Here is a 15,240-nt window from a genome sequence, read left to right as displayed (position 1 = left end):
TTCATATAACTCCCTAGCTTTTTTTTAACTAGCGAAATAATACCAAGTCCATTAAGTTATTTCCCACTCAGCGAGAATTAAAAGGCTTAGAGACAAGGCATTGATTGAAGAGAATGGTTATTCCCTTGTCAAAATCAATAACACTGTATGTAAGCCTTTTAAACTCGCCCTTGGGAGCTTGTCAGAAAAGCAATAACTGCACAAATTTGTTATAGCTTTTCTGACTTAGCTCTGAGGTGGGAATAAATTTAATGGAATTGGTATAAGTGATAAAGCAACCCAATATATAAAAAGGTCAACACTATGAACGCTGTTTTTTTAGATAAACAAACCTTCAGTTCTACCATCGATTTTACAGCGATTGAACAGCAAGTAACTCAGTTAGTTTGTTATACCAATACATCGCCTACCGAGGTAATATCACGCTGCCACAATGCAGATATAATTATTACTAATAAAGTACAGTTAACAGCAGAAATGTTATCAGCTTTGCCACACGTAAAGCTCATTTGTATTAGTGCAACGGGTTATAACAATGTCGATATTGATGCAGCAAGTCATTTAAATATTGCCGTAACCAATGTAAGTGGTTATGCAGGCTTATCTGTTGCGCAATATGTTTTTGCTCAATTACTCGAATATTATCAACAAACAAGTCATCATAATAGCAATACGGAACAAGGTTTATGGTCAAGTAATGATACGTTTTGCTACCACGGCAATAGCATTAGCGAGCTAGCAGGAAAAACACTCGGTATTATCGGTTACGGGAGTTTAGGTAAAGCAGTTGCTAATATCGCACAAGCTTTTAATATGAAAGTAATCATTAGTGAACGCCATCAAGCAAGCGCTATTCGTCCAGATCGAGTTTCTTTTGAACAAGTTATAAAAGAAGCCGATATTATCAGTTTACATTGCCCTCAAACATCTGACACTCAAAACTTGATTAATGAAAGCGTATTATCTTGCATGAAAAATACCGCCGTATTAGTCAATACAGCTCGCGGTGCATTGATTGATGAGCCAGCACTTTTGACCGCATTAAAAACGAAGGAAATTGCCTATGCAATTTTAGATGTATTAACACAAGAGCCACCTTCTGCGGATCACATATTACTTCATAACCAATTAAGCAACCTAAAAGTGACTGCGCATATCGCTTGGGCTAGCCAAGAAGCTCAACAGCGTTTAATTGCGTTGCTCAGCCAAAATATTTTGGCTTTTGCCCAAGGTAAAAGATTAAATCGCTTAGCGTAAATTAACTCCCCCTAAAAAGGAATAAGTAAATTTCACTGCAAGTTACTTACAGCTTTGTTATCTTAACCTTGGGATAAACCATTTGCGTAACAAAGCATGAAACTAAAAAAAGATACAATTAAATATTTACCGCTAACCGCAGAATTCTATTCACAAGTTATTAAACTCGCGAATTCAGTTCATGGCGATGGTTATTTAGATAAAAAGAAAGTTGTTGAGTGGACCAATAAAGGAATAGTGAATGATATTAATTGTAGCTATGTTGCTTTGCTCGATGATCAGCTTGTTGGCTTTCGTAGTACTTATTCAGCCAAGCAATGGCAAATCGATCAATGGTGTAGCCCAGAATTATGGCAAGTAGATAGCCATAAGTGTTGTTACTTTAAATGTAATACTGTTGATGAGAAGTACCGTGGATTAGGCATTGGCAAACAACTATTACAACATGCCATTAAAGCAGCACAACAACAAGGCGCTCAAGCGGGTATAAGCCATTTATGGAAGCAAAGTCCGAATAATAGTGCTGTAGCCTATTTCAGTAAATGTGGCGGAAAATTAATAAAGTCTCATCCAGATAAGTGGAACGAAGAGAGCAAACAAGGCTATAACTGTATTTTATGTGGCCATGATTGTCATTGTGAAGCAGCAGAAATGATTATTCATTTTAACATTTTAAAATCCTAACACCTTGATATTTAACAGCTGTCAGTTAAGTGTCACCTATATGTCGTGGTACATTTATCAACTCTGACCTAATAATATGACTGAAAGCAGTCGCAAGTTATCGATTTGATACAACTTTTCTTAACCACTAAATGGTGATGGGATTACTTTCTTTTTAATCCTAATTGGCAATACCTACAATTACCTTTAACGATAATTTATTGAGGCAATAGCCAATCAATCTGTTTAAGGTCATGCTTAGCTAACCAATCATTAGTTTTAGAGAAATGTTGGCAGCCAAAAAAACCTCGATAAGCGGACAGTGGCGAGGGATGTGGTCCCGCTAAAACAAGATGTTTATCTTGGTTTATGTTTTTTCCTTTCTTTTGGGCATGGGCTCCCCACAATATAAAGACACACCCTTGATTATGTTCATTTAAGGCGTTAATAACCTGCTCAGTAAAAGTTTCCCAACCTAATTTGGCATGAGAATGGGCGTTTGCTTGCTGCACAGTTAATACGGTATTTAACAGTAAGACTCCTTGTTCTGCCCAAGATGTTAAGCAGCCATGCTTTGGGCTTTCAAATCCCGCTACATCGGTCGTCAACTCTTTATAAATATTAACCAGTGATGGTGGAACTTTAATTCCCTTTTGCACTGAAAAAGCTAAACCGTGAGCTTGATCTTTTCCGTGATAAGGATCCTGTCCAAGGATAACCACTTTGGTTTCAGCTATATCAATATGTTTAAAAGCATTAAATACATCATCCTCTGCAGGATAGATTGGAATATCGGACGCCCTTTGTTTTGCCACTTCCTTAATTAAACTTTTAAAGTAGCTCTGTTTAGCTTCACAAGCAATTAGCTGCTGCCATTGGGGTTTTATCATCATGCTGTCTTGCCTTTATCGGTATGTTATCTCTGTGCTAATAGCAAAAAAGCTATCACCAATAGTGATAGCTTTTATATTGAACGTTATACCCAAGCCACTTGAAGATACGTCCCCGCAGGGCTGGTTTAGAAGCGCTTTATGCTGCGTTATTGATTTCGACAATAGAATAACTATTCTCTTCAATCCATGTCTTGCCTAAAGGCATTTCTAATTCCAGCTGAAATCTGCATATTCAGGGAGTTTGGGTATATATCTTAATTTATGTAACGCTGTTAACCATTATCAACTCAGTGACACTCCAGTGACTGAGTGTTTATCTAAAGAGCTTAAAGCTTAACGTAAAAGGTAGCTACGTAAATCACTAAAGTTAGCTGCAAGATCTTTCGATAAGATAGGCTCGCCCGCACAATCGGCAAGCTCTTTTGGTAAACCTAGCGGCTGACCAAGAATACTCTCAACAACTTCTTTAAATTTAGCTGGATGTGCAGTACCTAAAAAGACACCAAACTCTCCTTCAACAGCACTGTATTGTAATGCTTTATATGCTACAGCAGCATGTGGCTCACTAATGTAACCTAATTTACTAAGCTGTATAACGGTTGATTGCGTTTGTTCTTCATCAATAGATACTGAGCTTACACAGCCTTGTTCAACAATGCCGTTCTTAAGCATATGCTCAACACGTGGCCAGTTATTTGGATTACTCACATCCATTGCATTTGAAATAGTAGCCACTGTTTCATTAGGTGTCCACTCACCTGTTTCTAAGTAACGTGGCACAGTATCATTAGCATTGGTTGCAGCAATGAAACGTTTAATTGGTAAGCCCATTGCTTTGGCAAATAAACCAGCAGTTAGATTACCGAAATTACCGCTTGGTATAGAGAATACGATACTACTTAAATCACTCTTTGCTCGTGATAACTGCGCTACAGCTTCAAAGTAGTAACATACTTGCGCTAATAATCGACTGATGTTAATTGAGTTAGCCGAATTTAAACCGATAGTATTTGCTAACTCTTTATCATCAAAAGACTGTTTTACCAGTGATTGACAATCATCAAAATCGCCATCAATTGCTAATGTTTCAATATTGCCACCTAAGGTGGTAAACATTTTTTCTTGCAATAAGCTAATTTTGCCTTTTGGGTACATGATGACAACGCGGATATTATCAATACCATGAAAAGCATGAGCAACAGCTGCGCCAGTATCTCCTGAGGTGGCTGTTAATATGGTTAAAGGTTTAGTTTCACCTGTTGCTTTAGCATCCTTAGCAACAAAGGCTTGTAAACATTTGGCCATAAAGCGGGCACCAAAATCTTTAAATGCTAACGTAGGCCCATGGAACAATTCTAAAATGGCACGTTCTGGGCTAATAGGTTGCAACAACGCAGGAAAGTTAAAAGCATCAGTAACGATATCTGTTAACTCGGCTTTTGTTAGATCTTCCTCAACGAAAGGCAGTAATATTTTAACGCTTCGCTCTACCAAAGGCATTGCTAAAAGCTCTTCAATATTATCAAGCTTTGGCATTTCGGTAGGGAAAAATAATCCCTGATTTTTACCTAACCCTTGTTTGACTGCTTGAGCAAAAGTAACCTGCTCATCATTTTCTTTTAAATTATAATATTTCACTGTCGTTCCTAATAATCTGTTCACAAATACTGTTTAGCTATGTGCTTGTATGTTATCAAAGCACATAGTCATTAAATTTCTGTTGCGCCAACATCATCAACTTTACAGACATGGACAAAGCCTAAAGATGTTTGTAAATAGTTGTCTTGTAACCATTGAGCAAACTGCTGTGCTTGTTTTTCACTATCGCAAACACAAAATAGTGTTGGTCCTGAGCCTGAAATTCCAACAGCTAATGCGCCTTGCTCACTCAAATAATCTCGAGAGGTCTTATATTTAGGTAACAAATCAGTGCGATATGGTTCTGCAATCACATCAGTTAGCACTGAAAATGCTTGGTTTTTATCTTGACGGTGGCATGCATCAACAAATGTTGCTAAATTTTGTCCATAGCTGATAACGTCACTACGACTATACGCGGTAGGTAACACGTCTCTTGCTGCTTTTGTCGATACTTCTATGCCAGGGTATGCCATCACATAATAACAATCATCAAAATCGGGTAAAATGCGCGAGATCACATTTTCGTCCGGTACCATTAACTGCAAACCACCCAAATAACATGGCGCTACATTATCATAATGCAAACTACCACTGATTTGCGCTTCCATTTGACCTGTCATTTTTAACACAACATTTTCATCAAAACTAAAGTTATGAAACTTAGCATAAAAAGCATTCAAAGCGGCTAGTGCGGCCACGACAGAACAGGCACTTGAGCCCAAACCACTACCCACAGGCATTTTTTTATCTAAGGTTATGGCAACAAAAACTGGTGATTGCTTGGCACTGATTAATTGCTCATTAAATAATAACAAACAAGACCAAACAATATTATCTTCCTTATTACTTGGTAATTTATCAGCAAAGTTACCAATTACCGTTAGACTACTCTCATTACTGTTTGTTGCATTGACCGTGACTACATCACCTAATAAAGTACCATCAACAGGCTTCACTGCTAGCCCTAACACGTCAAAGCCAACACTAACATTACCTATAGAGGCCGGCGCAAATACCGAAACACATTCGTTACTAACAGACATTAGTGCTGTTGCTCCCAAGCTAAAGTTCTTAATAAATCACCAAAAACACCCGCTGCAGTTACCGCCGCACCAGCACCATAACCACGTAAAACAAACGGTAATGGTTGGTAATAACGACTGTGAATAGCCAAAGCATTTTCGCCATCTTTAATACTATATAACGGGTGATCTGCACCAACAGTTTCAATGGAAACTTGGCATTTTCCATCAATGATATTGCCGATATAACGAAGTACTTTCCCTTCAGCTTTTGCATTGGCTACGCGCTCAGAAAAATCATTATCAAGCTTAGTTAAGTTACCCATAAACTGACTAACATCACCACTAGCATCAAAATCATTCGGTAGTACAGATTCAATATTAATATCTGATAACTCCAATTGCATACCGGCTTCACGGGCCATGATCAATAGTTTACGCGCAACATCCATTCCACTTAAATCATCACGAGGATCGGGTTCTGTAAAACCATTTTCCTTTGCAATAGCTGTCGCTTCTGACAACGTCATGCCCTCTTCTAATTTACCAAACATATAAGATAAAGAACCAGACAATACACCTTCAAAGCGCTGCAATTCATCGCCAGCTTTAATTAAACTTTGTAAGGTATCAATCACAGGTAAACCCGCACCGACCGTTGTTTCATATAAGAAACGACGATTAGTTTTTTGAGCAGTGCTACGAAGCTCTTGATAATATTCCCAAGAATCAGTATTTGCCTTTTTATTCGGCGTAACAACATGAAAACCTTCCGCTAGATAATCAACATAACTCATAGCCAATGTTTCATTTGATGTAGAGTCAACAAAAACGGGGTTAATTAAATGATTATCACGAACAAAAGCCTTAAGATTATCGACATTAACTTCTACCGCTTCGTTCGCGTTTGTCATAACGTTTTGCCAGTTATTCAAATCAATGCCTTCTTGGTCAAACACCATACCTTTAGAGTTAGCAATTCCATATACTTTCAAGACGATATTTTGTTTTTTCAAACTCGCTTGTTGACGAGATATTTGTGCGATTAGCTCACTACCAACAACACCACAGCCAACTAAGAAAACATCAATTGTTGGTTTATGAGAAAAGAAGTTTTGATGGCTTACTTTCATCGCATCCATGCACTTTCGTTGTTCCACAACAACAGAAATACTACGTTCTGATGAATCCTGTGCAATAGCAACCACATTAACTCGAGCTTGTGCCAATGAACTAAAGAATTTAGCTGCCACGCCTCGTTGATGGTGCATGCCATCACCAACAAGTGAGACAATTGATAACTCGCTTTTTAATTCTAAAGGCTCAAGTAAGCCATTTAGCAATTCTAATTCAAATTCATCATGCAAACTTTGTTTGGCTCGTGCTGAATCACTTGAATAAATACAAAAGCTAATGCAATACTCACTAGAAGATTGACTAATAAGCACCAAAGAAATATTTTCTCTGCTCATAGTCGCAAATACACGACTCGCCATACCTACCATGCCTTTCATACCAGGTCCCGACACATTTACCATGGTTAGGTCATCAAGGTTAGAGATAGCTTTTACACGCTTTTGCTGATCATTCTCATTAGAGATTAAAGTACCAGGTGCGCTTGGGTTACTTGTATTCTTAATTAAACAAGGAATGTGGTACTGAGCAATAGGACCAATTGTTTTTGGATGTAAAACACTGGCGCCAAAATAAGATAGCTCCATGGCTTCTTGATAAGATAGATAATCGAGTAACTTTGCCTCTTTTATATAACGAGGGTCAGCGTTGTAAACGCCATCAACATCAGTCCAAATTTCGCAACATTCAGCTTCAGCACAAACAGCTAAGACGGCTGCCGAATAATCAGAGCCATTTCGACCCAATGTAGTAACCTGGGGTACTGCATCATCATTTTCTGCATTGACACCAATAAAGCCCGGCATTAATGATATTTGATTTAATTCAGTATATTCACTGCCAAATTTCTCTTTCGATAGCACTAAATCAGCTACCGCGTTAAGAGATGATTGGTTGGTGTTTAAGAACTTTTCTGGCGATAACAATGACACTTGTATATCAGATGCTTGTAATACAGCATCAAGAATTGCCACACTTAAACGTTCACCAGTACTGATAATACGAGCACGAATATGATCAGGGCAATAAGTCAGTAATGTTGCACCTTGCATATAGCGAGAAATTTGATGTTCATAGTTAGCTAATGCTTGTTCACAATGCTGATTGTTGAAATGACTAATACTTGCGGATAAATCCTCGATAATAGTATTAATTGCACGCTTAAAGTGACCTAAATCTGTAATTACTTTTTCTTCATCGCTAATATTTTCTGCCATCGCAACTAAGTGATTAGTTACGCCTTGCGGAGCTGATACCACTACAGCAAGTTTTGATGATTCGCTTTTATTTTGGATAATATCGGCAACTTGACGAAAACGCTCTGCTGAAGCTAGTGAAGAGCCACCAAATTTAAGTACACGCATGTTTTCTTCCTTTATAAAGAAATAATGAATAAAGTCACTCTCTGCTTTTTGAAATATATAAGCGATTAGAGTTAATACTCTTCATTATAAGCATAAAAAAGCCCGTAACCTTTTCAGGTCACGGGCTTCGATAAAATTTTAACTTTTACACGTTAGCCAGCGACCGCCATCCTAATTAGGGTGGTAGTGATTGTAATAATGGTAATGTGGCTTGTGTTAATTTTCATAGCCTTAAAATGCCTTAAGTTACAGTAACTGTCAATCTTTAATGACAAATAAAACTAAATAAAAAGTTATATTTTATGCATAATAATTTAAAATGCAACAATAACGTGTTAACTCAGACACATACTTATTCTAGGTCAAGAAACCAGTTCAGGAGCACTACACACTTGATTTCGTCCCTGTGATTTTGCTTGATACAAAGCGCTATCGGCTTGGGTAATCAGTTCCTCATAATTTGACTCATTACAACTCAGTTGAGCAACGCCTAAACTAACCGTTACATTGATCACTTGGCTATTATAAGTTAGCGGTGTTGTAGCAATTACTCGACAAATACGATGCGCTAGTTCCATGGCTCCTGCAGAATCAGTTTCAGGTAAAATAATTGCAAACTCTTCTCCACCATAACGACCAAAGGTGTCTTCCACTCTTAATAAAGCGCTTATTAATGCACTTACTTCAATTAACACCATATCACCACCTTGATGGCCATAATTGTCATTGAGTAATTTAAAATGGTCTAAATCAAGCATTATCAATGATAACTTTTTATCATGACGCCGTGCTTTTGCGTATTCTTGCTCTAATGAGTCTTGCCAATGCCTTCGGTTATAAATTTGTGTCAAACCATCTATACGACTTATTTGTGCAATCTCAGCTAAGGTCTTTTGTAATTGCATTTGATAATGACAAGCATCGGTAACATCTTCAATTAAGATGCAAATATGTCTGTCTCTAGTATCACTTTCAATGGGTAAAAAGGTACAGTTTTGTGCCATAAACTCACTATCAGTTGTGATAGGGCGAGTATGCGGTAACTCGAATAGATGATGCCTTTGCTGCCAAGAACAAAAACTCGGTGTATTTAATTGTAAAACGGAACTAAGTTTACGAGATAACCAACGTTGCGGAAGCTCTGGAAATGCAGTAAAAATCGATTTTCCGATGATATTATCTGTAATTTTGTCGGTATGAACTTGCAAAAAGCGATTCCACAGAACAATATTGAAATCAGCATCTAGAACTAAAACACCTGTATTTAATTGGTCAGTGATTTGGCTATTAATTTGTTCAAATACCAACTCATTTACAACAGGTACATTGGCATCTATTGGTGTAGTAAATAGCTTATTATTAGACATTAAAATTCTTCCAAAACACGATCAAGTACATATTTAATATTCGTTATCGCCGTCTCTGGGATCAATATAATCATATTGCAATTAAACGAGTAATCAGTCACTTGATAGTTAATATTTACTTTCAATGCTAAATTCCAAGTAAAGGGCATTTGTTGTAAATGTTCAGATAAAATTTCCTGTACATTAGGCAATAATTTCGGCGCATTATAAGATAATTGATTATCGATTTGTTGAGCAAAAACATTAAGAAAAGTTGTTGTTAGAATTGAACTAATATCAATTAGTTGTTCATCCTGAGATAACTCATCTGGTTCATATCCCAATAAATCAGCAATACGACCTGAATCTTCTTCTTGGTAAATCAATAAAGACTCACCACGAATACCTTCATAACCAAAAAAGCCTTGGCTTACAACCGCTATAGTATTCTTTCGCTGGCTCAACGTGATCATCAGTTCAGAAGCTTCTACACTTTCAATGCTCGGAACTTTCAAATAAACAAAAGTATCAAGATAACGGGCAAGCTGATCACTTGCTTGTCCCATAGCAATATTAATAAGCTCTTGTAAGCAATCTTGCTGGTCTTCAGTTAGGTGAAATTCATTCATATAAGACCATGTTGCTGCAAATTATTAAGTAATGCATCTGATTGTACCGGCTTACGCATAAACTCTTTTGCTCCTAGTGCTTTTACCTTGCTTTGCATTTCAGGTTGGATATCTGCTGAAATAACAAAAACGCTACAATCAAGGTTTAATTTTTGTATACCTTGTAAAACACCAATACCATCAATACCAGGCATCGTCAGATCAAGAAAAAGAATTTCAATACTATTATCACGCAGGATTGTTAGCGCTTCTGCTCCATTACAGGCGATTTGAACGGAGTCTTTCCATTCTTGAGGAAGGCTTCGAAGTACTTGCTTTCTGGCCATGTTTGAATCATCACAAATAAGCACCGATGGGCTCATAGAAGGAGGGACCTTATATTATTTTATTGTAGATAATTTACCCTAAATAAAAGCAATTGTTAATCAACAATTCATTTTTTTAACAAAATTATGAAGATAGTTCATTTAGAAGGGCGAAACGCGTACTTTTTACATGAAATCACTCATGTATATAAGTAAATCGACGACTGCAAATTGAATGAACAGTCATCGTATATTTAAAGGGGAAATCGTGATTTTAAATAAGAGCAATAAATAAGAAAAAAATGTAATGAATTACATCGAAAAAAGGGCGAAAGCACAAGCCAAAGAGAATAATGCTGAGCTGATATACACAGTGAAAATTTTGAGACTATCGAGATTAAATTTCATCACATCACCTTTTCAGTTTAACTAATAAGTAAAAAGAGTTAATGAAGCGATTATAATTTATGGCAACAGTAAAAAGTGTAGTTTACCGTAGTTAAATTGTCTTAGTTTGTGACAAGGATCATTGATCCTCTAGTATTTTAGTGAACTTTAGCAAGGAAGTTGCCAATGTAGTTGCGATTGATAAGTAGAAAGCCACTTTTTGGCGACTTGATAGTTTGGGCAGAATTTTTCAACAAGCTGCCAGAAACTTTTAGAATGATTTAAATGTTCTAGATGACATAACTCATGAATAATTACATAATCTATAACGTACGAAGGCGTCATCATCAAGAGGTAATTAAAACTAACTTCCCCTCTATTATTGCAACTCCCCCATCGCGCTCGATACTGGCGAATATTGACCTTGACAGGTTTCAGCGATATTTGCTGACTAATCAGCTCTAGACGCTTAATGATTATTTGCTCTGCTTGCTGCTTAAAGTAATCTTCTAGCTGCTTTTTAACCTGTTTAGCTCTGGCCAACGGCTCAGTTAACTTAGCGCTAACTTTTTCACTTATCGCAACATTGAGCTGCTTCGCTGCCGAGTGCAGACCATTATTCGACTCTATTTCAGAAATTGCCTCATGACAAAAATAGACTTCAGATTTTTTTGCGACATAGACATTGAGAGAAGCCTCCTCTCCTAAGTAGAGTAAGTTTGAACCATGTCTATAACTGCATGATTTAGGCGTTTCTTGTTGTTCAACTAACTTATTCTTTAACCAAGTTGATTTTTCTTGGATAAAAACATCAATAAAAGCTGTTGTCACATAATAAGGCGCTCTCACTGTCACTTGACCATGCTTCACTTGCAGGGCTAGTGTTTTTCTACGCTTACTGCGAATAAGTTTATATTCAAGCATAGGAGGTTAACCACAACACTTTATATTCAACTAACTGGCTTCACTAAGCTTTGTGGCTGATACTTTAGCTTTACTCTTTTTGGCTTTAACTGCTGGCTTTTTTTCTTCGCTCTCAACAATCTCAACGATAGGTGCGTCAGTTATTTTTCCAACTGACTTTTTGTTAGCTACTTTGGCAGGCTTTTTAGCTAATAAGGCAACAAGTACTTCTTCTCTATGTTGCGCTAAGAAAATACTCAACTCTTCATTGGCATCATCACTTAACTCCACCGAAGATTGAGAGAACATCAGGCTTAAGTTATCAGCCATATCCAACATTTTGTCATATTCATCAGCTGATTTTTTATCCATAAATGTTTTCGCCTCTACCCCGTTTCTAATTACTACAAACCGACTTTCAACTGCCATTAGATTTCTCCATCCCTACATTTTGAATTAATTAATAACTCATAACCTTGTTAAAAAATTAATACTTGAAGCATTAAAATAACGTTTACACAAATAATATTGACAAGAATAGCATAGTCAAGACAAAAACTGTATATAAAAACAGTTAAGTAAAATGGCATTCAATAACATTGCCCATGATAGTTGTTAAAAAACAAGTCAATCATCGCAAGTTCAATCGCTTCTCCCACAGCTTTCCTATGTCAAAATATCACCAAATGTAAATGTTAATGTCACTACTACACAAGGTTTTCTAACGAATAAACAAACAATCAATAACTTAAAGAATATGCATTATTTAACGCTTGATTTTTGCTTACATCCTCTGGGCAAATAGATACAACTTTTAACCAAAAACAGTCCACTATTATGATGTGCCTTGCATAACTAGGCTCAATAAAACGCTAACGATATTAAATAATACTATGGAGAATTACCATGACTACAATCAAAAAAACATTACTTGCTCTTGCCGCTTCTTTACCTTTTTTAGCTGTTAGTTTACCAAGCCATGCAGTAATGACACCTTATATGGAAAATGCCTTAATAAATGTTTGTAAAGCAGCCCAGAGCAATAGTGTTATAAAGCTCAATAACACTACAAAATCATATCGTATAAAAACAAAAACCGTCGCATTAAAATTAATGTGTAACGGTGAAGATGTCATTACTTTTGCAGAGAACAGTGGTGCAGATAGAACGGCAGCCAAATTACAAAAAAGTATAGGTAACGTGCAAATCACCGATGTTGCCGCATTGTCAAAAGTTCAAGTAACTTTTTAAAGTGACGATTAAATAAGAACGCTCAACAGGGAAATATTGAGCGTTCACCTTTTTATCTTTTGCTTAATAATGTTTCTCATCTAACCATTGTACCCATAGACTAAACAATCATTACTCACCAAAAACCCTTTCAAACCAAGACCTATTGTCTACTTTTTCCTGTAAACACTTTTCTGAAGTCATTATACCGTCTCGCACTGCGGGATAAATTATAGTATTGGCACACTTATCTGTTACCGCGTTTCCAGTTTGTTGTTCAAAAAGAGTCACAACGATACTTTCTGGTTTAGCATCAATTTTATTAACAACGCCCTGTTTTTTCATAAAATCTGCAAATAAAGGCAATGCACCACTACTCCCGGTTAACCCTGTTGGTTTATTGTTATCCTTTCCTAACCAAGTTGTTACTAGGTGCTTGTTGTCATAACCGATAAACCAACTATCACGCAAAGCGTTACTTGTCCCTGTCTTACCTGCAACTCTCTTATTATCTAACCGCCATGTTAGTGATCTAGCTGTGCCCTCTTGCGTGACTTTTGCTAAAGCATAATCAAGTAAATAGGCAGTATTTGATGATAACCGCTGCTCAGTTAATTGCTGATTTTGCCAGAGTGTCTCATTATTCGAAGAGAGTATTTTAGTAATGGTATGTGCTTTTTGATAATAGCCATGATTAGCAATTGCTAAATATAACTGGTTAATTTCCAATGGCGACATATTAATGGCACCTAATAAAACAGAAGGGCGCATTTGAAGACTAGATTGGTACCCTAAGCCTTTTATAGCATCAGCTACACTATCTAGCCCTAAACTCATGCCTAAATTAATAGTAGGGACATTCAGAGAATAAACTAAGCCTTCAATTAACGACACTTGCCCTCGATATTTACCATCATAGTTCTTCGGTTGCCACTTTTTGCCTGTACCGTTTCGAAGTGTAATCGCCTTATCATCTAAAATAGTGGCGAAATTATATTGTTGATACTTTTCGAGTGCCGCGGCATAAATTGCTGGTTTAATTAAAGAGCCGATATGACGTTTTGCATTAAGTGCTCGGTTAAAGCCAGCATAACCACTTTCCCTACCGCCAACGAGCGCTCTTATTTCTCCGCTTGCAATATCAGTGACTACCATTGCCGCTTCTAGGTCTTTCTGTTTGTATTTACGTTCTAGCAAAGGTAACTGCTTGGCAACGCTTTGCTCTAACAGTTGCTGGCTTCGGTGAGAGAAGCCTGTAAATACTTTTATGCCTGATTTTTGAGTAAAACTCGATAAGTGCTGATTCAACTCGGCATTAACGAGTTGTAAATAAGCGGGATAATTTTTATTGGCCAATCGCCGACTTGATCTAATAGATAATGTCGACTCTGCTGCCTCTTCAAAATCGGCCAGTGATAATAAGTGCTGTTCAAACATCAATCTAAGAATAAGATCTCGGCGCTCTACTGCACGTTGTGGATGACGCCAAGGATCATAATAACTTGGGCCTTTAACTTGGGCGATCAACAAAGCCATTTGAGCATGACTCAATTCATTGATTTTTTTTCCAAAATAGAACTGTGAGGCTAGGCCAAAACCATATACACCATTGGCATAATTTTGTCCCAGATAAACTTCATTAATGTAAGCTTCAAGGAGTTGATCTTTACTGTATCTAAACTCCAAGATCAGCGCCATGAGTGCTTCTTTAATTTTTCTGGAAAGTGTCCGCTCTCGATTAAGAAACATATTCTTTGCGAGTTGTTGCGTTAACGTACTACCCCCTTGTACTGTTCGACCCGCACGAATATTACTGAACAGTGCTCTGAAAATACCAATAGGTGAAACACCATGATGATGATAAAAATTTCGGTCTTCAATTAACAGTAATGTATCAATTAACTGACTAGGAAGCTCTTCTAACGCCACCAATACACGATCTTCCTTATTATCAGGAACTAAACGTGCTAATAACTGTGGTTCAAGCATCAGTGTGCTAACGGCTTGCTGATCTACACTCAGCGCCACAACAACCCCTTTAGCCACTTCAATACTGAGTTGCTGCGCATAACTCGCACCATCGGCAAAGTCAAAAGGACGTTGAAAAATATTCAAACGATCTGCGGACTGCGAGAATTGTCCTACTCGAGTAGCAAATTTAACTTTATGATAACCATTCACTTTCAATGACTGAGCAATTTCTTCCAGACTTTCCTGTTCACCCAATTGCAGTCTTTTTATTTGGCCATAAACTTGTACTGGTACTTGCCAACGCTGACCTTCAAACTTTTTTCTTACCTTCGCATCAAGGTAAATAGAGAAAATACCTACCGTAAACAAAGTGGCAATCATCAATTTGCCTAACGTTACCGCTATTCGACGTATTAAAGATTTTTCGTTCGATACTGAACTGCTGCGTTTTGTTGCTTTAATTTTTGACATTATTTTTCGATATACGGAGACTGT

At 37.2% G+C, this 15,240-nt stretch carries 14 protein-coding genes; 3 read left to right on the top strand and 11 right to left on the bottom strand.

Annotation, left to right across the window (positions count from 1 at the left end; translation table 11 throughout):
* The first annotated feature begins 303 nt into the window (after positions 1–303).
* Both ND2E_RS20080 and ND2E_RS20085 read left to right on the top strand, forming a co-directional pair.
* Positions 304–1,257 carry a D-2-hydroxyacid dehydrogenase gene (locus ND2E_RS20080; RefSeq protein WP_033092007.1) on the top strand — a complete coding sequence of 318 codons (954 nt, stop codon included), beginning with the start codon at positions 304–306 and terminating at the stop codon, positions 1,255–1,257.
* A gap of 96 nt (positions 1,258–1,353) precedes the next feature.
* Complete coding sequence (locus ND2E_RS20085; protein WP_081961944.1) at positions 1,354–1,941, top strand: GNAT family N-acetyltransferase; 588 nt, start codon at positions 1,354–1,356, stop codon at positions 1,939–1,941.
* Between the two features lie 197 nt (positions 1,942–2,138).
* Here ND2E_RS20085 and ung read toward each other — a convergent pair whose 3' ends face one another.
* From ung to ND2E_RS20130, 10 genes are all read right to left on the bottom strand, one after another.
* Positions 2,139–2,810, bottom strand: coding sequence for a uracil-DNA glycosylase (gene ung, locus ND2E_RS20090; RefSeq protein ID WP_150113695.1), 672 nt, complete (start codon positions 2,808–2,810; stop codon positions 2,139–2,141).
* A gap of 336 nt (positions 2,811–3,146) precedes the next feature.
* Entirely contained in the window at positions 3,147–4,451 is a 1,305-nt protein-coding gene (gene thrC / locus ND2E_RS20095; protein WP_033092005.1) for a threonine synthase, read from the bottom strand.
* A gap of 71 nt (positions 4,452–4,522) precedes the next feature.
* A complete protein-coding gene (gene thrB, locus ND2E_RS20100) occupies positions 4,523–5,497 on the bottom strand; it encodes a homoserine kinase (RefSeq protein WP_033092004.1) in 975 nt (324 codons plus the stop codon).
* Positions 5,497–7,974 (bottom strand): bifunctional aspartate kinase/homoserine dehydrogenase I, encoded by a 2,478-nt coding sequence (thrA, locus tag ND2E_RS20105; protein ID WP_033092003.1) that lies wholly within the window; start codon positions 7,972–7,974, stop codon positions 5,497–5,499. Before thrA ends, thrB begins: the two co-directional genes overlap by 1 nt.
* Before the next feature lie 152 nt (positions 7,975–8,126).
* Positions 8,127–8,201, bottom strand: coding sequence for a thr operon leader peptide (gene thrL / locus ND2E_RS23570; RefSeq protein WP_223303510.1), 75 nt, complete (start codon positions 8,199–8,201; stop codon positions 8,127–8,129).
* A gap of 135 nt (positions 8,202–8,336) precedes the next feature.
* Entirely contained in the window at positions 8,337–9,341 is a 1,005-nt protein-coding gene (locus tag ND2E_RS20110; protein WP_052056169.1) for a GGDEF domain-containing protein, read from the bottom strand.
* Positions 9,341–9,949: a hypothetical protein gene (locus tag ND2E_RS20115; protein WP_033092002.1), complete on the bottom strand. Its 609-nt coding sequence runs from the start codon at positions 9,947–9,949 to the stop codon at positions 9,341–9,343. The genes ND2E_RS20110 and ND2E_RS20115 overlap by 1 nt, the downstream gene beginning before the upstream one ends.
* Entirely contained in the window at positions 9,946–10,311 is a 366-nt protein-coding gene (locus ND2E_RS20120; RefSeq protein ID WP_033092001.1) for a response regulator, read from the bottom strand. The genes ND2E_RS20115 and ND2E_RS20120 overlap by 4 nt, the downstream gene beginning before the upstream one ends.
* A gap of 498 nt (positions 10,312–10,809) precedes the next feature.
* On the bottom strand, positions 10,810–11,565 hold the full coding sequence (locus ND2E_RS20125) for a M48 family metallopeptidase (RefSeq protein ID WP_033092000.1): 756 nt from the start codon (positions 11,563–11,565) through the stop codon (positions 10,810–10,812).
* Between the two features lie 30 nt (positions 11,566–11,595).
* Positions 11,596–11,973, bottom strand: coding sequence for a YebG family protein (locus ND2E_RS20130; protein ID WP_033091999.1), 378 nt, complete (start codon positions 11,971–11,973; stop codon positions 11,596–11,598).
* A gap of 477 nt (positions 11,974–12,450) precedes the next feature.
* Here ND2E_RS20130 and ND2E_RS20135 point away from each other — a divergent pair, with 477 nt between their 5' ends.
* Positions 12,451–12,795 (top strand): DUF3718 domain-containing protein, encoded by a 345-nt coding sequence (locus tag ND2E_RS20135; RefSeq protein WP_033091998.1) that lies wholly within the window; start codon positions 12,451–12,453, stop codon positions 12,793–12,795.
* 111 nt (positions 12,796–12,906) lie between these two features.
* Here ND2E_RS20135 and mrcB read toward each other — a convergent pair whose 3' ends face one another.
* On the bottom strand, positions 12,907–15,216 hold the full coding sequence (mrcB, locus tag ND2E_RS20140; protein ID WP_033091997.1) for a penicillin-binding protein 1B: 2,310 nt from the start codon (positions 15,214–15,216) through the stop codon (positions 12,907–12,909).
* Between the last annotated feature and the right edge of the window lie 24 nt (positions 15,217–15,240).

Origin of the sequence: Colwellia psychrerythraea (assembly GCF_000764225.1) — a bacterium.
GTDB lineage: Bacteria > Pseudomonadota > Gammaproteobacteria > Enterobacterales > Alteromonadaceae > Colwellia > Colwellia psychrerythraea_D.
Note: the sequence above shows the minus strand (reverse complement) of the source record. Positions and strands in the feature narration are given on the sequence as shown.